General features: G+C 72.0%; 24 protein-coding genes. 12 read left to right on the top strand and 12 right to left on the bottom strand.

Features of this window, described 5'->3' with window-relative positions:
• Nucleotides 1–90 precede the first annotated feature (90 nt).
• Complete coding sequence (locus tag ETU37_RS23640) at nucleotides 91–1596, bottom strand: serine/threonine-protein kinase (protein WP_129987015.1); 1506 nt, start codon at nucleotides 1594–1596, stop codon at nucleotides 91–93.
• A gap of 134 nt (nucleotides 1597–1730) precedes the next feature.
• Between ETU37_RS23640 and holA the strand changes: the two genes are divergently transcribed.
• The gene (holA, locus tag ETU37_RS09445) at nucleotides 1731–2714 is read left to right on the top strand and encodes a DNA polymerase III subunit delta (RefSeq protein WP_129987016.1); all 984 of its coding nucleotides are present in this window, start codon (nucleotides 1731–1733) and stop codon (nucleotides 2712–2714) included.
• A gap of 113 nt (nucleotides 2715–2827) precedes the next feature.
• Here the strand turns inward: holA and rpsT are convergent, their stop codons facing one another.
• Nucleotides 2828–3088, bottom strand: a complete 261-nt coding sequence (gene rpsT, locus ETU37_RS09450; protein ID WP_129987017.1) for a 30S ribosomal protein S20 — start codon at nucleotides 3086–3088, stop codon at nucleotides 2828–2830.
• 127 nt (nucleotides 3089–3215) lie between these two features.
• On the bottom strand, nucleotides 3216–4178 hold the full coding sequence (locus ETU37_RS09455; RefSeq protein ID WP_129987018.1) for a hypothetical protein: 963 nt from the start codon (nucleotides 4176–4178) through the stop codon (nucleotides 3216–3218).
• A gap of 162 nt (nucleotides 4179–4340) precedes the next feature.
• Between ETU37_RS09455 and lepA the strand changes: the two genes are divergently transcribed.
• The 5 genes from lepA to hemW all read left to right on the top strand — a co-directional run bounded on the left by lepA (nucleotide 4341) and on the right by hemW (nucleotide 11090).
• Entirely contained in the window at nucleotides 4341–6206 is a 1866-nt protein-coding gene (lepA, locus tag ETU37_RS09460) for a translation elongation factor 4 (RefSeq protein WP_129987320.1), read from the top strand.
• Between the two features lie 3 nt (nucleotides 6207–6209).
• Complete coding sequence (locus ETU37_RS09465) at nucleotides 6210–7142, top strand: aminoglycoside phosphotransferase family protein (protein ID WP_240755650.1); 933 nt, start codon at nucleotides 6210–6212, stop codon at nucleotides 7140–7142.
• Between the two features lie 55 nt (nucleotides 7143–7197).
• Nucleotides 7198–7860 carry an MOSC domain-containing protein gene (locus ETU37_RS09470; RefSeq protein WP_129987019.1) on the top strand — a complete coding sequence of 221 codons (663 nt, stop codon included), beginning with the start codon at nucleotides 7198–7200 and terminating at the stop codon, nucleotides 7858–7860.
• Nucleotides 7861–8022: 162 nt separating this feature from the next.
• On the top strand, nucleotides 8023–9837 hold the full coding sequence (locus ETU37_RS09475) for an AMP-dependent synthetase/ligase (protein WP_129987020.1): 1815 nt from the start codon (nucleotides 8023–8025) through the stop codon (nucleotides 9835–9837).
• A gap of 29 nt (nucleotides 9838–9866) precedes the next feature.
• Nucleotides 9867–11090 carry a radical SAM family heme chaperone HemW gene (gene hemW / locus ETU37_RS09480; RefSeq protein WP_129987021.1) on the top strand — a complete coding sequence of 408 codons (1224 nt, stop codon included), beginning with the start codon at nucleotides 9867–9869 and terminating at the stop codon, nucleotides 11088–11090.
• On the opposite strand, the gene ETU37_RS09485 is transcribed toward hemW, so the two are convergent.
• Entirely contained in the window at nucleotides 11068–11469 is a 402-nt protein-coding gene (locus ETU37_RS09485) for a DUF4870 domain-containing protein (protein ID WP_129987022.1), read from the bottom strand. The genes hemW and ETU37_RS09485 overlap by 23 nt on opposite strands.
• Nucleotides 11469–12326 (bottom strand): DUF3097 domain-containing protein, encoded by an 858-nt coding sequence (locus ETU37_RS09490; protein ID WP_129987023.1) that lies wholly within the window; start codon nucleotides 12324–12326, stop codon nucleotides 11469–11471. The genes ETU37_RS09485 and ETU37_RS09490 overlap by 1 nt, the downstream gene beginning before the upstream one ends.
• Before the next feature lie 197 nt (nucleotides 12327–12523).
• Between ETU37_RS09490 and ETU37_RS09495 the strand changes: the two genes are divergently transcribed.
• Both ETU37_RS09495 and ETU37_RS09500 read left to right on the top strand, forming a co-directional pair.
• Nucleotides 12524–13174, top strand: coding sequence for a PadR family transcriptional regulator (locus ETU37_RS09495; protein ID WP_129987024.1), 651 nt, complete (start codon nucleotides 12524–12526; stop codon nucleotides 13172–13174).
• Nucleotides 13161–13637, top strand: a complete 477-nt coding sequence (locus ETU37_RS09500; RefSeq protein ID WP_129987025.1) for a DUF1707 SHOCT-like domain-containing protein — start codon at nucleotides 13161–13163, stop codon at nucleotides 13635–13637. Before ETU37_RS09495 ends, ETU37_RS09500 begins: the two co-directional genes overlap by 14 nt.
• Nucleotide 13638: 1 nt before the next feature.
• Here the strand turns inward: ETU37_RS09500 and ETU37_RS09505 are convergent, their stop codons facing one another.
• A complete protein-coding gene (locus tag ETU37_RS09505; protein WP_129987026.1) occupies nucleotides 13639–14520 on the bottom strand; it encodes an MBL fold metallo-hydrolase in 882 nt (293 codons plus the stop codon).
• 158 nt (nucleotides 14521–14678) lie between these two features.
• Between ETU37_RS09505 and hrcA the strand changes: the two genes are divergently transcribed.
• The 3 genes from hrcA to ETU37_RS09520 are packed head-to-tail and all read left to right on the top strand — an operon-like array spanning nucleotide 14679 to nucleotide 17681.
• Nucleotides 14679–15701, top strand: coding sequence for a heat-inducible transcriptional repressor HrcA (hrcA, locus tag ETU37_RS09510; protein WP_129987322.1), 1023 nt, complete (start codon nucleotides 14679–14681; stop codon nucleotides 15699–15701).
• Nucleotides 15702–15753: 52 nt separating this feature from the next.
• Complete coding sequence (gene dnaJ, locus ETU37_RS09515; protein WP_129987027.1) at nucleotides 15754–16947, top strand: molecular chaperone DnaJ; 1194 nt, start codon at nucleotides 15754–15756, stop codon at nucleotides 16945–16947.
• Complete coding sequence (locus ETU37_RS09520; RefSeq protein WP_129987028.1) at nucleotides 16944–17681, top strand: 16S rRNA (uracil(1498)-N(3))-methyltransferase; 738 nt, start codon at nucleotides 16944–16946, stop codon at nucleotides 17679–17681. Before dnaJ ends, ETU37_RS09520 begins: the two co-directional genes overlap by 4 nt.
• A gap of 61 nt (nucleotides 17682–17742) precedes the next feature.
• Here the strand turns inward: ETU37_RS09520 and ETU37_RS09525 are convergent, their stop codons facing one another.
• From ETU37_RS09525 to ETU37_RS09535, 3 genes are read right to left on the bottom strand one after another with little or no spacing between them, the layout of a single operon-like run.
• On the bottom strand, nucleotides 17743–18348 hold the full coding sequence (locus tag ETU37_RS09525; protein ID WP_129987029.1) for a pyridoxamine 5'-phosphate oxidase family protein: 606 nt from the start codon (nucleotides 18346–18348) through the stop codon (nucleotides 17743–17745).
• Between the two features lie 20 nt (nucleotides 18349–18368).
• A complete protein-coding gene (locus ETU37_RS09530; protein ID WP_129987030.1) occupies nucleotides 18369–19415 on the bottom strand; it encodes a winged helix DNA-binding domain-containing protein in 1047 nt (348 codons plus the stop codon).
• 12 nt (nucleotides 19416–19427) lie between these two features.
• Complete coding sequence (locus tag ETU37_RS09535; RefSeq protein WP_129987031.1) at nucleotides 19428–19775, bottom strand: ArsR/SmtB family transcription factor; 348 nt, start codon at nucleotides 19773–19775, stop codon at nucleotides 19428–19430.
• A 123-nt stretch (nucleotides 19776–19898) separates the two neighbouring features.
• On the opposite strand from ETU37_RS09535, the gene ETU37_RS09540 reads away from it, so the two are divergent.
• Nucleotides 19899–21755, top strand: coding sequence for a phosphoenolpyruvate carboxykinase (GTP) (locus ETU37_RS09540; RefSeq protein ID WP_129987032.1), 1857 nt, complete (start codon nucleotides 19899–19901; stop codon nucleotides 21753–21755).
• Here ETU37_RS09540 and ETU37_RS09545 read toward each other — a convergent pair.
• From ETU37_RS09545 to ETU37_RS09555, 3 genes are all read right to left on the bottom strand, one after another.
• A complete protein-coding gene (locus ETU37_RS09545) occupies nucleotides 21752–22483 on the bottom strand; it encodes a hypothetical protein (RefSeq protein ID WP_129987033.1) in 732 nt (243 codons plus the stop codon). The two genes, ETU37_RS09540 and ETU37_RS09545, sit on opposite strands and share 4 nt — an antisense overlap.
• Before the next feature lie 200 nt (nucleotides 22484–22683).
• Nucleotides 22684–23967: a DUF1501 domain-containing protein gene (locus ETU37_RS09550; RefSeq protein WP_129987034.1), complete on the bottom strand. Its 1284-nt coding sequence runs from the start codon at nucleotides 23965–23967 to the stop codon at nucleotides 22684–22686.
• Between the two features lie 23 nt (nucleotides 23968–23990).
• The gene (locus tag ETU37_RS09555; RefSeq protein WP_129987035.1) at nucleotides 23991–25451 is read right to left on the bottom strand and encodes a DUF1800 domain-containing protein; all 1461 of its coding nucleotides are present in this window, start codon (nucleotides 25449–25451) and stop codon (nucleotides 23991–23993) included.
• Nucleotides 25452–25463 lie beyond the last annotated feature (12 nt).

Raw genomic sequence — 25463 nt, forward strand, 5'->3', positions numbered from 1 at the left:
CCTCGGGCGCGGTCGTGCGACGTACCGACGAGTCGGGCGACGTCGCGGTCGTGCTGGACCGGGGCCGGCTCCGGCTGCGCGCCCGGCGAGTCAGATCGTCCGGTAACCGTCGATCCGCAGCCCGCCGTCGTCGCCGGGCACCAGCTGCAGGAGCTGGCGTTCCTCGACCGTGCGGCCGTCCGTGTACTCGTACGTCACCGTGGCCTCCACCGCGTCGCCACCCGAGACAGGAGAGAGGTCTGTGGCGTCCACGTCGGCGACCTCTGCCCAGAAACCGTCGTACGACCCGCGGCCGGTCTCCGCCTGGTACGCCGGGCTCAGCATCGCCCAGCCGGCGTCGACGTCGTCCGGCACGGTGTCGAAGTAGCCGTCGACGAACGCCACCGCCTGGCCGCCGCCGGGTGCCGAGCCGGCAGAGCCGCCCGCGCTCCGGTCGCCGGCCGATGGGCTGTTCGTGGTCTGCCGGTCGGGCGTCGGCGAGCTGCCGCCGCTCTCCGAGGGTGTGGACGGGTCGTCGGCTGCGCCCGTTCCGGAGCCCGGGGTGCCCGTTCGGCCGTCGTCGCCGAGCTGCACGACCACGAACGCGGCGACCAGGGCCACGAGCAGCGCCAGCACGCCGGCGGCGACCAGGCCGGGACGGCGACGTCGCGGGCTCGCGTCGTCGGGGGTGGGGCCAGGAGGTGGCGATGCGGCGGGCCGCTCGACCGGCTGTGTGGCGGGCCGTGTCGCTTCGGCCGCGGGCGGGGCGAGGGGAGCGGCCGGGGTCGGTGGTGCGAGCTCGCGGGTCTGCTCGCGCGGTCGGGCGGCGAGCCGACGCAGCTCCTCGTGGGCATCTCGCAGCGACAGACGCTGCGCGGGGTCGCGCGCCATCAGGCCGTTGATGACCGGTTCGAGCGTGCCCGCTCGCCGGGGTCGGTCCGCGTCCTCGTGCGCGATCTGGTGGAGCACGGCGAGCGCGTTGTCGCCTCCGAACGGAGCGCGTCCTTCGACCGCGGCGTACAGGGTCGCGCCGAACGCCCAGGCGTCGGAGACCGGGGAGGGGGTGGCGCCCCGCGCGACCTCGGGCGCGAGGTAGCCGGGCGTGCCGGAGATCATGCCCGTCGAGGTGAGCGTCGTGTCCTCGGCCGTCCGGGACAGTCCGAAGTCGCCGATCTTGGCCGTGCCGTCGCCGGCGACGAGCACGTTGCCGGGCTTGACGTCGCGGTGGGTGAGGCCGGCGGCATGCGCGGCCAACAGCCCGTCGGCGACTTGCGCGCCGAGGGCCGCCACGCGTCCTGGTTCGAGCGGGCCGCCGTCGGCGATCATCTGAGACAGCGTGCGGGAGGGGACGTACTCCATGACCAGCCAGACCGCGCCGTCCTCCTGGACCACGTCGTGCACGGCGACGACGTTCCGGTGGCTCAGGGCCGCGGTGGCGCGTGCCTCGCGCAGGGCCCGCGCGGTGTCGGTCGAGGACTCGCCGGGGAGCAGTCCGACCTGCTTGACCGCGACGTCGCGCGCGAGGGTCTCGTCGCGGCACAGCCAGACGGTGCCCATGCCCCCGCGGCCGACGGCACGCCGGACGCGGTAGCGCCCACCGATCAGCTCGGGCTGCACGCGGCTCCTCCTGTCGCACGTCGGTCACTCGGTACGCCGGGTCTCGGATCGCGTACCCGACGTCGCGACGGGTACGCATCACGCCACCGGTCACGGCGTGGGACGTCGGTGCCGTGTGGCAGGCTGACCGCACCATGGCGAACCCGAAGGCGTCCGACATCCTGGGCCACGTCCTGCTCGTGACGGGTCCGGAGGAGTTCCTCAACCAGCGCACGGTCTCGTCGGCGCTGGCTGCGGTCCGGGCCGCCGACCCGGAGTCCGAGCAGAGCGAGACGATGGCGGCGAGCCTGACGATCGCGGCGCTGGGGGACCTGGCGGCGCCGTCGCTGTTCTCCTCGATCCGCTGCGTGGTGGTGCGCGAGCTCGAGGACCTGCCGGACGAGTCGGTCGACGGGCTGGTGGAGTACGCCGCCGCCCCGAGCGACGAGGTCGGCCTGGTGCTCGTGCACAGCGGGGGCCAGAAGGGCACCGGCGTGCTCAACAAGCTGCGCAAGCTCCCGCTGGTGACGGAGGTGAAGTCCGCGACGCTGAAGCCGTCGGAGTTCGGCCGCTTCGTCGCCGGGGAGGTGCGCAGCCACGGCGGCCGGATCGACGACGAGGCGAGCGCGCTGCTCGTCCAGGCCGTGGGCCAGGACCTCCGCGCGCTCGCGGGTGCGGCGCACCAGCTGACCAGCGACTTCCCCGACGAGCCGATCAGCGAGTCCGTGGTCAAGCGCTACTTCGCCGGCCGCGCCGAGGTGAAGTCGTTCGCGGTCGCGGACGCCGCCCTCTACGGCCGTACGGCGGCCGCGCTCGAGGAGCTGCGCTGGGCCCTCGACAGCGGGACCGCGACCGTCCTGGTCACCAGCGCGTTCGCCAACGGCCTGCGCGGGCTGGCCCGGTTCATGGCCGCTCCCCGCGGCATGCGCGAGGCCGACCTGGCCCGTGAGGCGGGCGTGCCGCCGTGGAAGATCCGGGTCCTGCGCGAGCAGTCCCGCGGCTGGGACGACCGGGGCGTCGCCGAGGCGATCACCGCGGTGGCGCAGGCCGACGCCGACGTGAAGGGCGCGTCGAGCGACGCCGCCTACGCCCTGGAGCGCATGGTGCTCCGGGTGGCCGGCGCCCGCTCCGGTCGCTGAGCGACCCCCGCGCCGCGCGTCAGTAGCCGCGTGCAGGAACAGCACGAGGCGCCGCCCCCGACGGGGAACAGCGCCTCGTGGGAAGACTCCGGCGTGCCGGTGTCAGCCCTGGGTCAGAGCGACGCGGCCTTCTTGCCGATGGCCGACTTGCGGTTCGCGGCCTGGTTCTTGTGGATGACGCCCTTGGAGGCAGCCTTGTCGAGCTGCTTGGCGGCGTCCTGCGCGGCGGCGAGGGCGGCGTCCTTGTCACCGGCGTCCGCAGCGGCGCGGAACTTGCGCACGGCGGTCTTCAGCGCCGACTTCACGGACTTGTTGCGCTCGTGCGCAGCGTCGTTCTGTCGGTTGCGCTTGATCTGGGACTTGATGTTCGCCACGGGGCAAGCCTCTGCTGTGTCTTGGTGGTCAGGGTGGAGAGTCGGTGTGCGGGCACGCCGACCGGCGGACACGCAAGCGACGACATTACCAGCGGGCGCGCTGGCCGCCCAAATCGAGCGGCACCGCTCAGGCCCAGCCGCGACGTGACGCGAGCCACGCCCAGGTGACCTCGCCCCACCAGTTCGCGTGGACCCGCAGGTACGGCGAGCTGTTGGGCCGCGGCCGGTCCCGGGCGTCCAGCATCATCCCGGCCAGCATCGCGAGCCAGGCGTCGACGTGGTCGGGGTCGGCGTCCTTGGTGAGCGGGTGCTCGGCGAGCAGCGCGTCGGCGTCGAGCCCGTCGCCGTACGCCGACACCAGCAGGTCGACCGCGTCGAGCCAGACCGGGCCGAGGGCGGGCCAGTTCCAGTCGCACAGCATCGCGGGGCGGCCGGGTGCGAGGAGGAAGTTGTCGTCGCGGGCGTCGGTGTGCGTGAACGCGTCGTTGCCCGGGAAGTCGTCGTACGACGCCGCCAGGTCCTCGGCGTCCTCGAGGTGCGGCCAGTCCGGGAACGCCTTCCGCACGTGCTGCCAGCCCGTGAGAAGCGCCGGGATCTCGCGCTCGATCGGCTTCAGCGACCAGCCGGGCGGCACCGGGTTCAGTGCCTCGGCGACCACGGCCAGCGTGTCGAGGCAGGCGACCAGCTCGTCGCGCTGCCAGGGCCGGGCCGGGGGCCGGGCGGCGACGTGCTCGAAGCCGAGCACGATCCAGAGGTCGTCCTCGTACTTCCACAGCAGCCTGGGTGCGGGAACCTCGTGGGGGAGCAGGACGTTCTTCCGCGCCTCCTCGGCGTAGGCCGCGGCGAAAGGCGCCTGCGCCTTCTTGCTGGCGGCCTTCACGAAGAGCCTGGTGCCGTCCTCACCGGTCAGCACGGACGCGAACCCGGGTGTGAACCCGCTGTCCTGCGACTCCGCCGTCGCGACGGGGGACCCGAGGCGGTCGGCGATCGTGCGCCGCAGCGCGGGCGGCAGCAGCCGCCAGTCCAGCCGCCGGGCGGTGCGGCCGTGCGGCACCGGCTCGACGGTGGCGAGGTCCTGGGGTCCGGTCACAGCAGGCCATTCAACCCGCGTCCCGGCCGGATTCGTCTGCGACCCGCCCGTGTGGATCACCCCGTGAGTCGCAGACGAATCGTTGTCGGCGCGGGTCGCGTGGGAGGATGGGCGACCGCACCGCATCCCTGCCGAGAGATCCGAAGAAAGCCGCCTGTGTCCCTGTCGAACGCCCCGATCCCGGGCAAGACCGATCCCGCGATCATCAGGAACTTCTGCATCATCGCGCACATCGACCACGGCAAGTCCACGCTGGCCGACCGGATGCTCCAGCTCACCGGCGTGGTCGACGAGCGCAGCGCGCGGGCGCAGTACCTCGACCGGATGGACATCGAGCGCGAGCGCGGCATCACGATCAAGAGCCAGGCGGTCCGGATGCCGTGGACGGTGCCGGCCGACAACGAGGCGGGCGCCGAGGCCGGCACCTACGTCCTCAACATGATCGACACCCCCGGCCACGTCGACTTCACCTATGAGGTGTCCCGCTCGCTCGAGGCGTGCGAGGCCGCGGTCCTGCTCGTCGACGCCGCGCAGGGCATCGAGGCGCAGACGTTGGCCAACCTCTACCTCGCCATCGGCGCGGACCTGCACATCATCCCGGTGCTCAACAAGATCGACCTGCCGTCGGCGCAGCCCGAGAAGTACGCCGCCGAGCTCGCCGGCATCATCGGGTGCGACGCGTCCGACGTGCTCCAGGTCTCGGCGAAGACCGGCTTCGGCGTCGAGGCGCTGCTCAACGAGATCGTCGCGCAGACCCCGGCCCCGGTGGGCGACGCCGACGCCCCGGCCCGGGCGCTGATCTTCGACTCGGTCTACGACACCTACCGCGGTGTCGTCACCTACGTCCGCGTCGTCGACGGCAAGCTCACCCACCGCGACCGGATCAAGATGATGTCGACCGGCGCGACCCACGAGATGCTCGAGGTCGGCGTCATCTCCCCGGAGCCGGTCAAGGCCGGCGACCTCGGCGTGGGCGAGGTCGGCTACCTCATCACCGGCGTGAAGGACGTCCGCCAGTCCCGAGTCGGTGACACGGTCACCAGCCAGAACCACGGCGCGACCGAGCCGCTCGGCGGCTACAAGCACCCCAACCCGATGGTGTTCGCGGGCCTGTACCCGATCGACGGCGACGACTACCCGACGCTGCGCGACGCCCTCGACAAGCTCCAGCTCAACGACGCCGCGCTCGTCTACGAGCCGGAGACGTCGGGTGCGCTGGGCTTCGGCTTCCGCTGCGGCTTCCTCGGTCTGCTGCACATGGAGATCACCCGCGACCGCCTCGAGCGGGAGTTCAACCTCGACCTCATCTCGACCGCCCCCAACGTGGTCTACGAGGTCGAGATGGAGGACGGCGCCACCCACACCGTCACCAACCCGAGCGAGTACCCCTCCGGCAAGATCGCCGAGGTCCGTGAGCCCGTCGTCAAGGCGACGATCCTCAGCCCCAGCGACTACATCGGCGCGATCATGGAGCTCTGCCAGACCAAGCGCGGCCAGCTCCAGGGCATGGACTACCTGTCCGAGGACCGCGTCGAGATGCGCTACACGCTGCCGCTCGCCGAGATCGTGTTCGACTTCTTCGACCAGCTCAAGTCGCGGACCAAGGGCTACGCCTCGCTCGACTACGAACCCGTCAGCGACCAGGCCGCCGACCTCGTCAAGGTCGACATCCTGCTCCAGGGCGAGACCGTCGACGCCTTCAGCGCGATCGTGCACCGCGACGCGGCGTACTCCTACGGCGTCGCGCTCGCCGGCAAGCTGCGCGAGCTCATCCCGCGTCAGCAGTTCGAGGTGCCGATCCAGGCAGCGATCGGCGCTCGTGTCATCGCCCGCGAGACGATCCGCGCGATCCGCAAGGACGTGCTCGCCAAGTGCTACGGCGGCGACATCACCCGCAAGCGCAAGCTCCTCGAGAAGCAGAAGGAGGGCAAGAAGCGGATGAAGATGGTCGGCCGCGTCGAGGTCCCCCAGGAGGCGTTCATCGCCGCGCTCTCGACCTCCGACACCGGGGACAAGGGCAAGAAGTAGTCGGTGCTGCAACCACCGGCCGGCCTGCGCGAGCGCGCGCTTCTCGGGGAGCACTGGGCCGACTGGCTCGACCGGCTGCCGCGCACCATGGCGGAGCTGCTGGAGGAGTGGGACCTCACCCTCGACCCCGCGGGCGACCACGCGATGCACGGCTTCGGCTCCTGGGTGCTGCCGGTGCACGACCGCGACGGCGAGCCCGCTGCGCTCAAGGTCACGATCGACACCGAGGACGAGACCGAGCACGAGCACCTGGCGCTGCAGCGCTGGGCCGGCGAGGGTGCCGTCCGCCTGCTTCGCGCCGACCCGCACCGCCGGGCCCTGCTGCTCGAGCGGCTGCACCGGCGCGACCTCTCCTCGCTCGGGTACGTCGAGAGCGCCGAGGTCGTGGGCGGGCTCTACCGCCGCCTGCACGTCCCGGCGCCGCCGCAGCTGCGCACCTTCACGTCGTACGTCGAACGCTGGACCGGGCCGCTGGCGGGCCTGCCGCGCGACGCCCCGATCCCGCACCGGCTGGTCGAGCAGGCGCTGGCGACGTACCGCGACCTGGCGACCGACCCGGCCAGCACCGGCACGTTGATGCACCACGACCTGCACGACTTCAACGGCCTGGCCGGCGACCGCGAGCCGTGGCTGGCGATCGACCCGCAGGCGATGTCCGGTGACGTGCACGCCGAGCCGGCCCCGATGCTCTGGAACCGGTGGGACGAGGTCACCGCGCGCGGCCGGATCCGCGACGACGTGCGCGACCGGTTCTTCGCCCTGGTCGACACCGCCGAGCTCGACGAGGACCGGGCCCGCGCCTGGGTCGTGGTCCGGCTGGTGCTCAACGCCTACTGGGCCATCGAGGACGCCCAGAAGCAGGGCCGCGGCCTCACCGCCGACGACCGGGAGTGGATCACCCGGTGCATCACGATCGTGAAGGCCGTGCAGGACTGACTGCGGCGCCGAAATCCGCGCGCCCGGCGACGCGCGGTCCGGCAGACTGTGTGCCGTGTTCACATCCCCCGCCCGCGTCGTCTCCGTCAACGTCGGCCTGCCCCGCGACGAGACGTGGGCCGGCAGCCTCAAGCGCACCGCGATCGACAAGCGCCCGGTGACCGGGCCGGTCGAGGTCGGCCTGCTGGGCCTGGCGGGAGACGAGGTCGCCGACACCAAGCACCACGGCGGGACCTACCAGGCCGTCTACGCCTTCGCCCGCGAGGACAGCGACTACTGGGCCGCGCAGCTCGGCGGTCCGGTGCGGCCCGGCCTGTTCGGCGAGAACCTCACCACCACCGGCATCGACGTCAACGAGGCCGTGATGGGGGAGCAGTGGCGGATCGGGACGACGCTGCTCGAGGTGGTCTCGGTGCGCATCCCCTGCTCGGTGTTCAAGAACTGGCTCGGCCTGCACGACTACGACGCCCGGCAGTGGCAGAAGCGCTTCACACGGGTCGGCCGCCCGGGCCCGTACCTCCGGGTGCTCGAGCCCGGCACCCTGGCCGCCGGTGACGAGGTGGTCGTGGAGCACCGTCCCGACCACGACGTCAGCGTGTCCACGATGTTCCGGGCGCTCACCACCGAGCGCGACCTGCTGCCGCGCCTGATCGGTCTGGACCGGATCGATCCCGAGGCGGTCCAGGCCGCCGAGAAGTACGTCGCGAGCCTGGTCTGACGGTGACGACGGTCACGAATCAGTGAGAACCCCCACGAACCCGGGGGATCCCTACCCATCGGTAGCCGGGTGTTCTAGGTTGTCCTGCATCCAGTCCGCCGCCGGGTGCGTGGGACCGCGCCACCGTGCACAGAACAGGGAGAGCGATCGACCGTGTCACCCGTGAGCTACGACCTCTCGTTCATCGAGAACCGGCCCGCCAACGTGGCCGTGCAGTTCCAGGAGCGGGTGAAGGCCAGCGCGAACCGTGAGGCCTTCCGCTACCCCGTCGGCGAGTCGTGGGAGTCGGTGACCTGGGCGGAGGCCGGCGAGAAGGTCAGCCGCCTCGCGGCCGGTCTGCTGTCGCTCGGCGTCGAGCCCGAGCAGCGCGTCGGCATCGCGTCGGGCACCCGCTACGAGTGGATCCTCGCCGACCTGGCGATCATGTGCGCCGGTGCCGCCACCACCACGGTGTACCCGTCGACGATGGCCGAGGACGTCGCCTACATCCTCGCCGACTCCGAGTGCGTCGTGGTCTTCGCCGAGGACGACGAGCAGGTCGCCAAGCTGCGGCAGCACAAGTCCGAGCTGCCGCACCTGTCGAAGGTCGTGGTGCTCGACGGCGCGGCCGACGGCGACTGGGTGATCGGCCTCGAAGACCTCGAGAACGCCGGCGCCGAGCTGCTGAAGAACGACCCGGGCGCCGTCGACGAGGCGATCGCCAAGATCCAGCCCGACGCCCTCGCCACGCTCATCTACACCTCCGGCACGACCGGCCGCCCCAAGGGCGTGCGGCTGCGGCACAGCTCGTGGACCTACGAAGGCGCGGCCATCCAGGCGCAGGACATCCTGCACGAGGACGACCTGCAGTTCCTGTGGCTGCCGATGGCGCACTCGTTCGGCAAGGTGCTGCTCTCGACCCAGCTCGCCTGCGGCTTCGCCACCGCCATCGACGGCCGCGTCGACAAGATCGTCGACAACCTCGCCGTCGTCCGCCCGACGTTCATGGGCGCGGCCCCGCGCATCTTCGAGAAGGCGCACGGCCGGATCGTCACCATGCAGGCCTCCGAGGGCGGCCTCAAGGAGAAGATCTTCAACCAGGCCTTCAAGGTCGGCCTCGAGTACGACCGCCGCAAGCGCGACGGCCAGCCGATCCCGTTCCTGCTCGAGAAGCAGCACGGCCTGTTCGACAAGCTCGTCTTCAGCAAGGTCCGCGAGCGGTTCGGCGGACGGGTCCGGTTCTTCATCTCCGGCGCCGCCGCGCTCAACCAGGACATCGCCGAGTTCTTCCACGCCGCGGGTGTGCTGATCCTCGAGGGCTACGGCCTCACCGAGTCGTCGGCCGGCTCCTTCGTGAACCACCCCGAGCAGTACAAGTTCGGCACCGTCGGCCCGGTCATGCCCGGCAGTGAGGTCAAGCTCGGCGAGAACGACGAGATCCTGATCAAGGGCCCGGGCGTCATGGACGGCTACCACAACCTGCCCGAGGAGACCGCCGCGTCGCTCACCGACGACGGCTGGCTGCGCACGGGTGACAAGGGCTCGATCGACTCCGACGGCTTCCTGAAGATCACCGGCCGGATCAAGGAGCTCTTCAAGACCTCGGGCGGCAAGTACATCGCGCCGTCCGCGATCGAGTCGAAGTTCAAGGCGGTCTGCCCGTACGCCAGCCAGTTCCTGGTGTTCGGCAACGAGCGCAACTACTGCATCGCGTTGGTCACGCTCGACCCCGACGCGATGGCCGGCTGGGCCGCCGAGAACGACATGGCCGGCGCGTCGTACACCGAGATCGTCAACAGCGACAAGGTGAAGTCGATGGTCGCCGGGTACGTCGACGAGCTCAACTCCCACCTCAACCGCTGGGAGACCATCAAGAAGTGGGAGCTGCTCGACCACGACCTCACGGTCGAGTCGGGAGAGCTCACCCCGTCGATGAAGGTCAAGCGCAACGTCGTCGAGGAGAACTACAAGGAGCGCATCGACGCCCTCTACGCCTGAGGGTCGCGACCGCGTGACACGATCGGGGCATGCCGTCCGCGCTGCCCGAGGGTGACCCCGCGCCTGCCGACGGATCCCTCCCGGAGTCGGCGCTGGCGGGCGTCGGGTCGCGAGCCCTCTCGTTCTACGTGCACGTGCCGTTCTGCTCGGTGCGCTGCGGCTACTGCGACTTCAACACCTACACCGCGACCGAGCTGGGCGGCGGCGCTTCGCAGGCGTCGTACGCCGACACGGCGGTCGAGGAGGTGCGGCTCGCGCGTCGCGTGCTCGGCGACGTGGACGCGCCGGTGAGCACCGTGTTCCTCGGCGGCGGCACACCCACGCTGCTGCCGCCCGCCGACCTGGTGCGGCTGCTCGACGCGATTCGCGACGAGTTCGGCCTGACCGCCGACGCCGAGGTGACGACCGAGTCCAACCCGGACTCGGTCGACGAGGCCGCGCTGGCCACGCTCCGCGAGGGTGGCTTCACGCGGGTGTCGTTCGGGATGCAGTCGGCGGTGCCGCGCGTGCTGCGGGTGCTGGACCGCACGCACGACCCGCGGCGCGTGCCGCGCGTCGTGGAGTGGGCCCGCGCCGCCGGCTTCGACGAGGTCAGCCTCGACCTGATCTACGGGACGCCGGGGGAGTCGCTCGAGGACTGGCGCACGTCCCTGGAGTCCGCGCTCGCCTGCGAGCCCGACCACCTGTCGGCGTACGCCCTGATCGTCGAGGACGGCACGGCGCTGGCCCGGCAGGTCCGCCGCGGCGACGTGCCGATGCCGGACGACGACGACCTCGCCGACAAGTACCTCCTCGCCGACGACCTGCTGACCGCGGCCGGGCTGGACTGGTACGAGGTCTCCAACTGGGCGCGCCGGCCGGAGAGCGCGTGCCGGCACAACCTGGCCTACTGGCGCGGCACCGACTGGTGGGGCGTCGGCCCCGGCGCGCACTCGCACGTCCGGGGCGTGCGGTGGTGGAACGTCAAGCACCCCACGGCGTACGCCGCGCGCCTACGCGAAGGCGTCAGCCCCGCGCTCGCCCGGGAGGTGCTGGACGCCGAGACCCGCCGGGTCGAGCGGGTGCTGCTCGAGACCCGGCTGAGTGACGGGCTGCCGACCGACGTGCTCGACGACGGCGGACGCTCCGCGGTGCCCGGGCTGGTCACCCGCGGCCTGCTCGAGCACGGTGACCCGCTCGTGCTCACGCGTGACGGCCGGCTGCTCGCCGACGCCGTCGTGCGCGACCTGCTCAGTGCACCATCCGGATGGTGAGCGGGTACTTGTAGAACTCGCCGTTGGCCGCCTTGATCGTCGCGAGGATGATCACGACCAGCGCGAAGATGCCGAGGATCGGCAGCAGCACGAAGCCGACCAGCACGAAGATCAGCGCGAAGCTCACCGCCGCGTAGATCAGCAACGAGATCTGGAAGTTGAGCGACTCGACGGCGTGCCTGCGGATGAAGGCCGAGTCGTTGCCCTTGACCAGCATGATGACCAGCGGGCAGAGGAAGCCGAGCGCGATCCACGCCGCCACGAAGCAGCCGACGTGGGAGGCCAGCGCCCAGTTCTTCTCCTCGGCGGTGGGTACCGCCGGGACTGCGCCGGGCTCGTAGGGACCGGGCGTGTTGCCCGGTGGGGGTGGGTAGCTCATCACACCTCCTGCGCTGAGGTCACGAAGTCGATCAGTTCCTCGACTCTACCCAGCAGGGCGGGCTCAAGGTCGGCGTACGACGACACCCGACCGAGGATGTGCTTCCAGGCCCGGGCGATGTCGGCCTGGTCGCGGTGTGGCCAACCGAGCCTCTGGCACACGCCCTTCTTCCACTCGACGTTGCGGGGGATGGTCGGCCAGGCCTTCATGCCCAGCCGCTCGGGCTTCACGGCCTGCCAGATGTCGACGTACGGGTGCCCGACGATCAGCACGTGCCGGCCCACCGGGCTCTTCGCGATGGCCTGCGCGATGCGGCTCTCCTTGGACCCGGCCACCAGGTGGTCGACGAGCACGCCGACGAGGCGCTCGGGACCGGGGCGGAAGTCGCGCAGCTGCTCGGCCAGGTCGTCGACACCCTCGATGTACTCGACGACGACGCCCTCGACGCGGAGGTCGTCGCCCCACACCTTCTCGACCAGCTCGGCGTCGTGCCGGCCCTCGACGAAGATCCGGCTGGCCCGGGCGACGCGGGCCTTCGTGCCCGGGACGGCGACCGAGCCTGAGGCGGTGCGGGTCGGCCTGGCCGGGCCCTGCTTCGTCGGCGCGACGAGGATGACCGGCACGCCCTCCAGGAGGAAGCCGGGGCCGAGTGGGAACGTCCGGCGCTTGCCGCGCCGGTCCTCGAGGATCACGGTGTGCAGGTCGCGCTCGACCTTGACGATCTCACCGCACCAGTCGGTGGTGACCTCCTCGACGACGAGCCCGGCGTCGGCGGCGATCTCGACGGCGCGGCCGCGTTTCGGGGCGCGCCAGTCGGTGTTCAGGACGTCGGATCCGTACCGGTCGTGGGAAGGCACCGAAGCAGGCTAGGGGCGGCCGGAGGCCCGGCCTGGGCGGCACGCCGTCCGCCGGCGCGAGTGTGAGATCGACCGCGGAAATGCCTTGCTCCAAGAACAGTCGCGATATATCGTCAACCTATCGCGAAACACTCGCGACATGACGTTGGAGCCGCTGGCTCCGAGCACAGCTCTCTCGCTTCTCCAAGGAGGAAACCATGGGACACAATCCCTGGGACATGCCCTGGGACGACCCCCGCGCGGGGCACCCGGGTCACGGACGAGGCGGCCACGGGGGACCCGGCGGTCGCGGCGGCTCGTGGGGCGGACCGCCCCCGTGGCTGCAGGGCCTGATCGGCCTGGCCCAGTCGGGACAGACCGCCACGCGCGGTCCGCGGGTCCGCCGCGGCGACGTGCGCGCGGCGATCCTCGACGTGCTGTCGGTCGAGCCGATGAACGGCTACCAGATCATCCAGCAGATCGCCGAGCGCAGCGGCGGCGCGTGGAAGCCGAGCCCCGGCTCGGTCTACCCGACCGTCCAGCAGCTCGAGGACGAGGGCCTGGTCGAGGGCAACGACAGCGAGGGTCGTCGGCTGCTCACGCTGACCGAGGCCGGCCGGACCTACGTGCAGGAGCACCCCGACGAGCTCGCCGCCACCTGGCGCTCGTTCGACGACGCCGCCGAGGCGGAGCAGGCCCACGGCGGGCACGACCTCAAGCCGGTCATCGGCCAGGTCATGGGCGCGGTGTGGCAGGTCGTCACCACCGGCACCCGGCAGCAGCAGGCGGAGGCCGCCGAGATCCTCGCGGACACGCGCCGCAAGCTCTACGGGCTTCTCGCGGAAGGGGACGACGGTGACCGCGGGTGAGATGCGGATCGGTGACAAGGAGCGCGAGGGCGCGGTCAACGCGCTCGGCGAGCACTACGCCGCCGGTCGGCTGACCAAGGAGGAGTACGACGAGCGGGCCGCCGTGGCGTACACCGCCAAGACCGAGTCGTCGCTCCGGCCGCTGTTCACCGACCTGCCCGGCCCGCACCCGTTCGCGGTCGCGGCGAGCAGCGCCGGGGCCCGCAGCCGGCCGAGCGGTCCCGGCTCGTGGGCGGCGGGGCCGCCGTTCACCGGCCCCGGCACGACCCGCGGCCCGCAGCGCGGATTCCGGATGCCGTTCCTGCCGCTCGTGCTGGTGCTGGTCGGCCTGGCGATCCTGCTCAACGCCCCGTGGCTGGTGTTCATCGGCCTCGGCGCGCTGTTCTTCGCCCGGGCGCACCGCCGCCACCACGGCGGGACGTCCGCGTGGCACGGCGGCTGTGGCACGGGCCGGACGCGCTGACCTACAGCAAGGGGAGGGACCGCGCCGAGCGGGGGAGCTGGGCGTAGCCGCGGGCGACCGCGCGCGCCAGCTCCTCCTTCGGGTAGGGCCACTCGGTCGCGTCGAGCGCGTCGGCCACGGGCACGCCCCGGCCGGCGAGGTCGCGGATCGTCTCGGCCACGATGCCGATCGCGCTGCGCTGCTCCTCGACGAAGTCCTTGTCGACCGGCAGGCCGTGCCCCGGTACGACGACCGAGCCCGGGTCGAGCAGCTGCAGGACGAGGTCCATCGTGATCGGCCACTCCATCGGGAAGCAGTCGTCGCCGAAGCCGGGGACGCCGCTGCGCGCCGCCGACTCCTCGACGAGGTCGCCGGCGAACAGCACGTCGGCGTCGCCGACCCGGACGACCACGTCGCCGCCGGTGTGGCCGCGGCCGGGGTGGACCAGCTCGACGTACCGGCCGCCGAGGTCGACCGCCTTGGCGGAGGAGAACGTCGTGGTCGGCGCCAGCACCCGGGTCGCCGCGATGTCGGCGTGCTCGGGCCGGCTGTCGTCGGCGCGGGCCTCCGCCTGGAGCGCGGGAGCCGAGACCGCGAGGTCGGCCGGGACCGAGTCGTGGGAGTAGATCGGGAGGCCGTCGCCGTACTCCTCGACGAGCACGACGTTGCCGAACGTGTGGTCGAAGTGCTGGTGGGTGTTGACCACCCCGACGACGTCACCGACACCGAGGGCCCGGACGTGCTCGACGACGCGGCGGGCCGCGACCTCGGAGGCGTGGGTGTCGACGACGAGCAGCCCGTGGTCGCCGCCGACCAGGCCGACGTTGACGTCGAGGAACTCGAAGCGGGCGACCCAGCAGCGGTCGCCGACCTCGGCGAAGCCGGTGTCGTGGGGGATGGCCATGGCGCCCAACCTACGACCGGTCCGCGACTCGAAAGGACCGTGGGCGGGCGAGTAGGCTTGGCACTCGGATCCCGCGAGTGCCAAGCCGAGTGGCAGGCCGAGTGCCGGAGCGCGGGCGGACGAGCGTCGTGACCGTGGACGAGACGAGGAGGTGGCCGGTGGTCGAGGACCGCAAGCTCAACGTGCTGCGCGCGATCGTCGAGGACTACGTCGCCACCCAGGAGCCGGTCGGCTCCCGGGCGCTGGTCGACCGCCACCAGCTCGGCGTGAGCCCCGCCACCGTGCGCAACGACATGGCCGCACTGGAGGAGGAGGGGTTCATCACCCAGCCGCACACCAGCGCCGGCCGGATCCCGACCGACAAGGGCTACCGGCTCTTCGTCGACCGGCTGAGCACGGTCAAGCCCCTGTCGGTGGCCGAGAAGCGCGCGATCACCACCCTGCTGGAGGGCGCGGTCGACCTCGACGACGTGGTCCAGCGCAGCGTCCGGCTGCTCGCGCAGCTGACCCGGCAGGTCGCGATCGTCCAGTACCCCACGCTCTCGCGCTCCACCGTCCGCCACGTCGAGCTGGTGCACCTCGGCGGTGCCAGGCTGCTGCTGGTGCTGATCCTGTCGACCGGCCGGGTCGAGCAGCGCGTGGTCGAGCTCGCCGAGCACCTCGGCGAAGAGGAGCTGGCCGACCTGCGCAGCCGGCTCAACCGGGCGGTCATCGGCGAGCGCCTCGCCGACGCCGCCGACCGGTTGGTGCAGCTGCCCGACGAGTTCGACCAGGGCCGTCGCGCCCCGGTCGCCGCCCTGGTCGCCTCCCTCGTGGAGGCGATGAGCGACCACCGGTCCGACGAACGCGTCGTCGTCGGCGGTACGGCGAACCTCGCCCGGTTCGGCGACGGCTTCGACACCAGCATCCGGCCGATGCTCGAGGCGCTGGAGGAGCACGTCGTGCTGCTCCGGCTGCTCGGCGAGGCCACCTCGTCCTCGACCGTCACGGTGCGCATCGGCGCCGAGGGCCCCTACCAGGAGCTGTCGTCGACCTCGGTGGTCGCGACCGGCTACGGCCCGGGTGACGAGGCGCTGGCGTCGCTCGGCATCGTAGGACCGACCCGCATGGACTATCCCGGATCGATGGCGGCGGTGCGCGCGGTCGCGCGCTACGTCAGCCGGATCCTCGACGAGGGCTGACCTCGTCGCGCCCGAACCACCACGCACACACGGAACGAGCTGAGACGGACACGTGAGTCAGGACCTGTACGAGACCCTCGGGATCCCGCGCGACGCGGACGGCGACACGATCAAGAAGGCCTACCGCAAGCTCGCCCGGCAGCTGCACCCCGACGTGAACCCCGACCCGGAGACCCAGGAGCGGTTCAAGGACGTCAGCCGCGCCTACGAGGTGCTCTCCGACCCGGAGAAGCGCCGCATGTACGACCTCGGCGGCGACCCGTTCAACGGCGCCGGCGGCGGCTTCGCGGGAGCCGGTGCCGGCTTCTCGTTCACCGACATCATGGACGCGTTCTTCGGCGGTGCCGCCGGGGGAGCGGCCGGCGGCGGCCGTGGCCCGCGCCCGCGCGTGCGGCGTGGCCAGGACGCGCTGATCCGGCTGGAGGTCGACCTCGCCGAGGCGGCGTTCGGCACCACCCGCGAGCTCAAGGTCGACACCGCGGTGCTCTGCACGCTGTGCCAGGGCAGCGGCGCCGCGCCGGGCTCCTCGCCCACGACCTGCGAGACCTGCCACGGGCGCGGCGAGACCGTGCACCTGCAGCGCTCGTTCCTCGGCGAGATCCGCACGATGCGGCCGTGCGCCGCCTGCCGCGGCTTCGGCACGATCATCCCCGAGCCCTGCCGCGAGTGCTCGGGCGACGGCCGGGTCCGCTCCCGCCGCAGCCTCAACGTGAAGATCCCCGCCGGCGTCGACGCCGGCACCCGCGTCCAGCTCTCTGGGCAGGGCGAGGTCGGTCCCGGCGGTGGGCCGGCCGGTGACCTGTACGTCGAGATCCACGTCGCCGAGCACCCGGTGTTCGCGCGGCACGGCGCCGACCTGCACTGCCAGGTGACGGTGCCGATGACCGCTGCGGCGCTCGGCACGTCGCTCGACCTGCCGCTGCTGGAGGCCGACCTCGTCGAGGAGGGCGCGGAGTCCGACAGCGAGGTCGAGACCAGCGTCGCGCTCGACATCCGGCCCGGCACCCAGTCCGGGCATGAGCAGGTGATCCGCGGGCTCGGCGTCCCCGCCCTGCGCGGCAGCGGCCGCGGCGACATCGTCGTCCGGGTCGTCGTCGAGACCCCGACCCGGCTCGACCCGCGGCAGGAGGAGCTGCTCAAGGAGCTCGCCGCCATCCGGCACGAGGAGTCGCCGGAGGGCACGGTGCGCACCGCGCCGCCCAAGTCGGTGTTCGGCCGCTTCCGCGACGCCTTCAACCCGCGATGACCCTGCCGGTCTTCGTCCACCCGGCCGTCGCGGGCGCCACCCCGGGCAGCCAGGTCGTCCTCGACGGCGACGAGGCGCGGCACGCCGTGGTGGTCAAGCGGATCCGCGCGGGGGAGCGGGTCGTGCTCACCGACGGCGCCGGTACGGCGGTCGTCGGCACGGTGACGCGCACCGACAAGAGGTCGCTGACGCTCGACGTGGAGGAGTCGACCACCAGCGAGCCCGAGCTGCCGCGCGTCGTCGTGGTGCAGGCCATCCCCAAGGGAGACCGCGGCGAGCTCGCCGTCGAGATGCTGACCGAGGTCGGCGTCGACGTGATCGTGCCCTGGGCGGCCAGCCGCTCGGTCGCGGTGTGGAAGGGCGAGCGCGCGGCCAGGTCGCTGGCCAAGTGGCGCGCCACCGCGCGCGAGTCGGCCAAGCAGGCCCGTCGCACATGGTTCCCCGAGGTCGCCGAGCCGGTCGGCACCGACGAGGTGACCGCGCTGCTGGAGAAGGCGTCCGTCCCGGTCGTGCTGCACGAGGCCGCCTCCGGACCGCTCGCCGACCTGCCGGTCCCCGGCCGCGGCGAGATCGTGATCGTGGTCGGGCCCGAGGGCGGGATCAGCGACGAGGAGCTCGCCGCCTTCGCCGCTGTGGGCGCCGAGCCGGTGCGGCTCGGGTCGTCCGTGCTGCGCACCTCGACCGCCGGGGTCGCGGCGACGGCCGCGCTGCTCGCCCGCACCCGCTGGCGCTGACTACCGATATCGGTAGTCCAGGAGTGACCCAGGGGTCACGCTTCGACTACCGATATCGGTATCACTCCGCCGGCTCCCGCGCCGGCTCCCGCGCCGGGTCGCCGGCGGGCAGGTAGTCGCACGCCCAGTCGGCGCGCTTCCAGTCCGGGACGGGCGTGACCTGCCCGCGCCGCGGCACGAACGACGAGCGCCGTACCTGCTCGTAGCGGTGGATGTAGCGCGGACAGTTGGGGAACACCTGCGTGATGTGGACCCGCACGACCAGCTGGGCGCCGTCGTACTCCGCCATCAGCGGGTCGTCGAGGTGGAGGCTCGCGCGCCCCTGCACGCGGAGCCGGTTGCCGCCGACGAGGTCGATGAACAGCAGCCCCACCTCCGGGTTGGCGGCCACGTTGCCGAGCGAGAGGTACATGCCGTTGCCGTCGTAGCTCGGGAAGGCCAGCGTGCGCTCGTCGACGACCCGGACGAACCCCGGGTCCCCGCCCTTGTAGGAGCAGGTCGGCACGCCGTCGGCGTCGGCGGTCGCCAGGAAGAACATGTCGCGCTCGGCGATGAACGCGGCCTGGTGGTCGTCGACCCTGTCGTGGACGAGGACCTCGGCGATCCGGTCGGCGATGCGACGGGTGTCGAAGCGGTCCTGCAGCGCGCGGCTGTCGTCGTGGAACATGTGCTCAGGGTCGGGCACGGCTACCCCGTGAGCAAGGCCGTCACCCGGTCGATCTCGTCGTCGAGCTCGCGGCGCTCGCTGCGCGTGAAGGGCCGGAACAGGTCGACCGTGACCGCGTCGTCGCGCCACCACCACAGCCCGGCCATGAACCCGTCGGCCCACACGGTGCTGCCGACGCCGCCGTTGGTGCCGGCCCAGCGGGTGCGGTGCTCCTCGGGCACGATGCGCGCCCGGTCGGCGTGGGAGAGGAAGACGTTGTCGTACGCGCCGAGCAGCCGCACCGGCGCATGCGCCGATCCGTCGACCCGCGGCGCCCCGGGTACGTCGTACAGCCGCCTGCCGTCGTCGGTCTCCACGACGTCGAGCTCGTCGGCCATCGCGGCGAACACCGGACCGAGCCGCGTCACCCGCGACCAGGTCGTCATGTCGGCCGCGGTGGCCGGCCCGAACGCGCGCAGGTAGCGGCGCACGAGGGCGGGCACCTCGAGCTCGGTCGTCGGTCGGCCGAGCCAGCTCTCGACGGTCTCGTAGACCACGCCGCCCGACCGGCGCCAGAGCCCGCGCGGCGGGACCTGCACCATCGGCACCCGCTCGCGCGCGACGTGGGCGAGCGCGCCGGCGGGTGCATCGAGCCGCTCCGCGAGGCGCTCGCCGAGCTGCTTCACCGGAAGCGGGCCGTCGGCCAGGACGTCGCGGGTCGCCGCGACCACGTCGGGCACGGGAACGTGCCGCGCGTCGCGGTTCATCTGGTTGCTGCCGCTCTGCTGGTCGAGCGCGACCTGCACCCACGGCCGCAGCGCGAGCGCGTCGTCGGCGGTGAGGACGTGGATCGTGCCGCGCATGGTCAGGAACCGCACCGCCTCGCGGCGTTCGAGCGCGTCACTCAACGCGTCCGGGTCGAAGCCGTCGAGCCGCGCGGCGAGGGAGAGGTACGGCGGCAGGTTCTCCTGCGCCTGCAGGCCGACGAGGTGCTCGACCATCGCGAGCGCCGGCATCGTGGTGCGCTCCAGCAGGTGCTGGCGCGCGAGCAGCGTGCGGTTCAGGTCGCGGACGGTCAGGCCGGGCACGGGACGGCGACGTCAGCGCGTGCGCGCGGGGGAGGCGGCGTCGGTGAGCTCGTCGCCGAGCTCGCCCTGGACGGCGATGAGCCCCGAGAGGATCGTGCGCGCCGCCAGCAGCAGGTCACGCACCTCGGGCACGCTGATGGAGTAGACGACCTCGCCGTTGCGGCGCCGCGACACGACCATCGACGTCCGGCGCAGCACGGCGAGCTGCTGGGAGAGGTTGCTCGGCTCGATCTCGATCTGCTCGAGCAGCTCGTGCACCGCGTGGTCGCGCTCGCTGAGGAGCTCGAGGATCCGGATCCGGGCCGGGTGCCCGAGCGTCTTGAAGAGCTCCGCCTTGGCCTGGTACAGCGGGACACCCATGCCTGGCTCCCTTCCACAACTGCTCGGACGGGCCGTTCCGACGGGCCACGTTACACCATGTGAAGAATTCTTCAGGTTGTGTATCGTGCGGTCAGGCTGACTCTCCGACGACGAGGAGCTCTCATGGTGGACGCGGTGGTGAACGTGGCGGCGGTGCTCGAGGCCGCGGGCCTGACGAACCGGCACGTGCAGGAGTTCGTCGAGCACTGGGCCGGCGTGACCGGTGCCTCCTCCGTGCAGGTGGTCTCCGCGGCCGACGACGAGCGTCTCGTCGCCGAGGCGCTCGAGGCCGGTGAGCTGGTCCCGGCCGGCGAGGGTCGCTACTACGCCCGCTCCTACGTCAAGGACACGGCCCGAGCCGAGGAGCGCACGATCGTCGCCACCGGCGACGAGCGCGACAGGGGGACCTACAACAACTGGCGGCCCGGCGCCGAGACGAAGGAGAAGCTCGTCGAGCTGATGACGGGCGCCTCGGCCGGCCGGACGATGTACGTCATCCCCTACCTGATGGCTCCGGCAGGCTCACCGCTCGACCGGTACGCCGCCGGGGTGGAGCTGACCGACAACCGCGGCGTCGTGCTGCAGATGATCAGGATGTCCCGGGTCGGTGCCGACAACGTCAACGACCTCGGCGACGACTTCGTCCGCGGCGTGCACGTGACCGGCGACCTGGCGAACCTCGGGCAGGGCACGCCCGACGACAAGCGCCACTTCGTCACCCTCGCCGACGAGCGCACGATCCTGCACTTCGGCTCGTCGTACGGCGGCAACGCACTGCTCGGCAAGATCGCCCACGGCCTGCGGCAGGGCTCCTACGACGGCTGGAAGAACGGCTTCCTCGTCGAGCAGTTCATGCTGCTCGGCATCACCGACCGGCAGACCGGCCGGAAGTACAACATCGCCGGCGGGTTCCCGTCGGCGTCGGGCAAGACGAACCTCGCGATGACGCTGGCGCCCGAGGCCCTGGGCGACCGCTACTACGTGGAGTTCTACGGCGACGACATCGCCTGGATCTGGGTCGACGAGGACGGCGTCCTGCGCGGGTTCAACCCGGAGAACGGCGTGTTCGGCGTCGCCAAGGACACCAACGAGCGGACCAACCCGACCGCGATCGACTCGATCGTCCCCGGCAGCGGGGCGATCTTCACCAACGTCGCCTACAACGAGCGGACCCAGGACGTCTGGTGGGAGGGCCGCGGCGACAAGCCCACCGACCTCGACGGCTGGCTGGACTGGAAGGGCGAGCGGATCGCCGACCGCGCTCCCGAGCACGCCGACGACCCCTGGGCGCACCCCAACTCCCGCTTCACCACCCAGCTCGCCAACGTCCCCAACGTCGCGAAGGACTGGGACGACCCGCGCGGCGTCGAGATTCACGGGATCATCTTCGGTGGCCGCACCCGCGACCGCGAGCCGCTCATCCGCGCGATCACCGACGTCGCCGAGGGGGTGTACGACGGCCTCACCCTGGGTGCGGAGGCGACGGCCGCCGCCGACGGTCTCGAGGGCGTGCTGCGCTACGACCCGATGTCGATGCGGCCGTTCCTGTCCTACCCGGAGGCCGACTACGCCCAGCACTGGCTCGACGTCATCGGCCAGGCCAGGAACCAGCCGATCTTCGCCCACGTCAACTGGTTCCAGCGTGACGCCGAGGGCCGGTTCATCTGGCCCGGCTACCGGGAGAACCTCCGGCCGCTCGTGTGGCTGATGCGGCTCAGGAGCGGCGAGGTCACCGGCGTCCCGTCGCCGGTGGGCATCCTGCCCGCCCGGGACGAGCTCGACCTCGCCGGCCTCGACGAGCGGACGCTCGCCGACCTCGACACGCTGCTCACCATCGACGTGGAGCGCTGGCGTCAGGAGATCGGCTACCGCGAGGAGCACCTCGCCCAGTTCGACGGCCTGCCCGAGCCGATCTGGGCGGCGCACCGCCGGGTGGCCGCCGCGCTCGACGCCGAGCGGGAGAGCGTCGGCCAGTCCTAGCCCCGGGGCCGGACCACCGTCGAAGCGTGTCGCGCCGAGCGACGCCACACCGCGGTCATCGCCCACACGCCCAGGAGCAGCCCGGTCCCGGTGCCCACCAGTGCTCCGACGAACGAGCCGGCGAACATCAGCGGCAGCATCCCGCCCACGGACGTGAGGAAGAACAGCACGCCGAACGCCATCCACCGTGTCGACGTCCAGTCGTCGACCACCGACGTGTCGGCGGACCACCAGCGGACACCGCCCCGGCGACGGACGGCCAGCTGGTCGGTCGTGACCAGAGCACCGGCGAGGCTGAACGCCGCGAACAGCGCGAACATCAACCAGCCGCTGTCGCCGAACTCGTCGGTCTTCACCCACGTCTTGTCGGGCAGCTCGACCGCGACGATGTCCCGGTCCCAGGCCAGCCCGTTGACGACCGTGTCACCACCCACGGCCTCCAGCTCGAGCGACTGCTGGGTCGGCATCGTGAACGAGTCGAAGCCGTGCGCCATCTCGGCGCCGTCGCGCAGGGCCCACCGGGACCCCGGCCCCTTCTTGAAGCTCGGTCCGTCGAGGTACCCCGGCACCCGTTCCAGGCAGTGGTCGTCGCTCGCCGTCGCACAGATCCCGGCCGAGGCCATCCGGTGCTTCTCGGCGTACGTACCCACCGCCAGCAGGGCGAACAGCACGGCGAACATCCCGATGACGACGACCAGGACGACCAGCACCGCCGGTCGCCCGAACACCCGGCTCTTCCTGCGGGGACGACCACGTCCACGGTCCTGGTCGCCACCTCGGCGACCTGCGTCGCTCCGCACCTCACCCGTCGACATGGTTCCCCCTGACGATCCGCGCACGTCCCGGAACGGGGACGTGTCGCACCCGGGTCATTCCCCGCCGGCTGCGGGGTCATGCGAACCAGGGGCGATCGACCGCCCGCGGAGGGTCAGAGCATCACGCCGCGGGGCGCGTACGTCACCCCCGGGAACACCGACGCCAGCGACCGGTCCGGGAACCGCCGGGCGAGCACCTCGCCGAGCACGTTGCGGTAGTCGGTCGTGACCCGCAGGTCGGCGTCGGCCTCGCGGCCGGTGCCGAGGCCCGGCCAGGCGCCGTAGTAGGCGCCGCCGCGGACGCCGCCGCCGGCGACGAGCATCATGTTGCCCCAGCCGTGGTCGAGCCCGCCGTTGCCGTTCTCCATCAGCCGCCGGCCGAACTCGCTGATGGTCACGACCGTGACCCGGCTGCGCAGCGGACCGAGGTCGCGCATGAACGCGTCGAGGGCCTTCGCGAACCCGGCGATCAGGTTCTGCATGTCGCCCCACTCCAGGGTGCCGTAGTCGCTGTGCAGGTCCCAGGTGCCGTAGTCGATCGACACCACCTCGGTGCCGAGGTCGGCCTTGATCAGCTGGGCGGTGTCGCGCAGCGCCTCGGACAGGTCGTTGGCTGCGCCGCCTGTCGGGTAGGCGACGGTCGGCGTGTACGGCGTGCGCGCCAGGGGCGCCATCTTGTCGACGGTCGCGGCGGCGGAGCGGTACGCCGGGCCGAGCGCGCTCTTGCCGCGCCACATCGTGCCGAGCGCCTTGCGGCGGCGCCGCGACCACTCGTCGGCCTTGTCGGCGCCGATCATCGCGACTTGGCTGACCCGGTCGACGGCGATGGTCGGCGTGGGCCCGGCGATCAGCGTGGGCATCGCGGCGGTGGAGAGGTGGATGCCGGTCGTCGGGTCGGTCGTGCCGGTGAGGCCGATCATCCGGTTCACCCAGCCGCGGCGGGCGTCCGAGCCGGTGTCGGCGTCCTCGATCTCCTCCATGGCGGAGAAGTGCGAGCGATTCGGGACCGGGAGGCCGACGGCGTGGACGGCCGCCAGCTCACCCGCGCTCCACAGCCACTCGAGCGGCTGCATCGCGGGGTGCAGGCCGAAGAACCCGTCCTGCGCGACGAGCGACTCGCGCGGCACCGCGATGCGCGGCCGCGCGGTGTAGTAGCCGGGGTCGCCGTGCGGCACGACGACGCCGAGGCCGTCGATGCCGCCGCGCAGGCTCAGCACGACGAGCACGTTGCCGCCGGGCTGCCCGGCGAACGCCGTCTGCCGGAACGCGTCGCCGAACAGTGAGGTGGCCACCCCGGTCGCGCCCGCGGCCGCCATGCCCTGGATCAGCCGGCGGCGGCTCAGCCGGGTGGCCTGCGCGAGCTCGTCGCAGCAGGCGGGTCCGGAGGTGGTGGTCATCGCGGTCTCATCCCTGTGCGTGGTCATCGGTGCATGTGGTCGGGGGAGTCGAGCAGCACGCCGAGGATCCGGACGAACATCCAGCCGGCGGCCTGGTGGTCCTTGGTGACCTTCTCGCCGCCGCCGTACCCGACGGTGGTGCAGACGGCGTCGACGATGCGCGGGCTCGACTCGCGCCCGAGGATCTCGCGGCACAGGTGGTCGACCCAGGCGTCGAGACGGATCTGCTTCTCGGGCAGGAACGCCGCGCCGTCCTTGTACTTCACGCCCTTGCTCGGCCACCAGCCGGCGCCGAGGTTCCAGTGCATCCGGAAGGAGCCGAGCATCCGCGCGGGCGACGTCCACTGGGCGCCGCCCCAGGGCGAGCCGTCCGGACGCGGCCAGTGGTACGCCGGCGTGCTCTGCACCGCCCACGACGCGACGCGCGCGAACGCGTCGTCGCCGGCGGGCTTGAGGACCCGGATGTCCAGCGCGCGGGCGGTCGCCACGAAGTCGTCGAGCGGAGTGCGGACGAGGTTGCCCTTGCTCTTCTTGAACTCCGGGTGCGCGACCAGCGCGCGCATCGTCGCCTTGATGTCGGTGCCGGACTTCCGGAAGACCTTCGCCAGGTCGTTGACGAGCCGGGTCGACGGTGTGTCGGAGACGAAGCGGACCGCGAGCTTGCGGGCGATGTTGTGGGCGGTCGCGGGGTGGTGGGCGAGGTAGCGGAGGTAGTCCTTGGTGGTCTCCTGCGCGTCCGCGGACGTGTTGCCGGCCGTGAAGCCGAGCACCTGGACCGGCCCGGTGGTGTGCTTGGCGGGGTCGTAGAAGCGGTCCCAGGTCTTGAAGGCGTCGACGGTCCAGCCGGACAGGATCTTGGCGGAGTCCTTGACCATCTGCTCCGTGTAGCCCGCCGCCCGGCCGACGGTGTGCAGCTCGAGGAGCTCGCGGCCCTGGTTCTCGTTGGGGGCGCCGCGGACCGACCGCCAGTTGTCGAGGAACAGCAGCATCGACGGGTGCAGCGCGGCGTCGGCGAGCATCTCGTCGAACCGGCCCAGCGCGTGCCGGCGGATCGTCTCGTCGTACGACCAGCGGTGCACCCAGCCGAGGTCGGAGGAGGCGCCGACGTGCAGGTGGTTGGACCAGAAGTCGACGAGGTTCTCGAGCACCTGGCGCTCGGAGTGGATGCGGCGCAGCAGGGAGTAGTTGGCAAGGTCGAGGGCGTACTCCCAGCCGCCCTTGACCTGCTGGGCCTGCTTCGACCACTTGGTCACGGGGCTGTCGGTGCGGGCCTCGCCGTACCAGTACGGCAGCTTGCGGGCGAGCTTGGCCTCCTTGACCTTCTCGGGGCGCAGCTGCTTCTCGAACCAGGCCTCGGGGGACCCCGCCTTGCGCATGGCCTTGAAGGTCGACCGGGAGTACCCGCAGCCGAGCCGGTTCATGAAGTGCCGTTGCTGGGCGGTGGGGACCTTGGTGTCGGGGTACGGGTTGACCTTGCGTGCCACGGAGTGAGTATC

The organism is Nocardioides iriomotensis (assembly GCF_004168035.1).
Classification (GTDB): Bacteria; Actinomycetota; Actinomycetes; order Propionibacteriales; family Nocardioidaceae; genus Nocardioides_B; species Nocardioides_B iriomotensis.

Bases quoted from the DNA above. Each gene is read 5' to 3' on its own strand.
- holA (WP_129987016.1), top strand. From the start codon at position 1,731: ATGGCGAACCCGAAGGCGTCCGACATCCTGGGCCACGTCCTGCTCGTG.
- hemW (WP_129987021.1), top strand. From the start codon at position 9,867: ATGCCGTCCGCGCTGCCCGAGGGTGACCCCGCGCCTGCCGACGGATCC.
- ETU37_RS09485 (WP_129987022.1), bottom strand. From the start codon at position 11,469: ATGAGCTACCCACCCCCACCGGGCAACACGCCCGGTCCCTACGAGCCC.
- ETU37_RS09495 (WP_129987024.1), top strand. From the start codon at position 12,524: ATGGGACACAATCCCTGGGACATGCCCTGGGACGACCCCCGCGCGGGG.
- ETU37_RS09505 (WP_129987026.1), bottom strand. From the start codon at position 14,520: ATGGCCATCCCCCACGACACCGGCTTCGCCGAGGTCGGCGACCGCTGC.
- ETU37_RS09520 (WP_129987028.1), top strand. From the start codon at position 16,944: ATGACCCTGCCGGTCTTCGTCCACCCGGCCGTCGCGGGCGCCACCCCG.
- ETU37_RS09525 (WP_129987029.1), bottom strand. From the start codon at position 18,348: ATGTTCCACGACGACAGCCGCGCGCTGCAGGACCGCTTCGACACCCGT.
- ETU37_RS09535 (WP_129987031.1), bottom strand. From the start codon at position 19,775: ATGGGTGTCCCGCTGTACCAGGCCAAGGCGGAGCTCTTCAAGACGCTC.
- ETU37_RS09540 (WP_129987032.1), top strand. From the start codon at position 19,899: ATGGTGGACGCGGTGGTGAACGTGGCGGCGGTGCTCGAGGCCGCGGGC.
- ETU37_RS09550 (WP_129987034.1), bottom strand. From the start codon at position 23,967: ATGACCACCACCTCCGGACCCGCCTGCTGCGACGAGCTCGCGCAGGCC.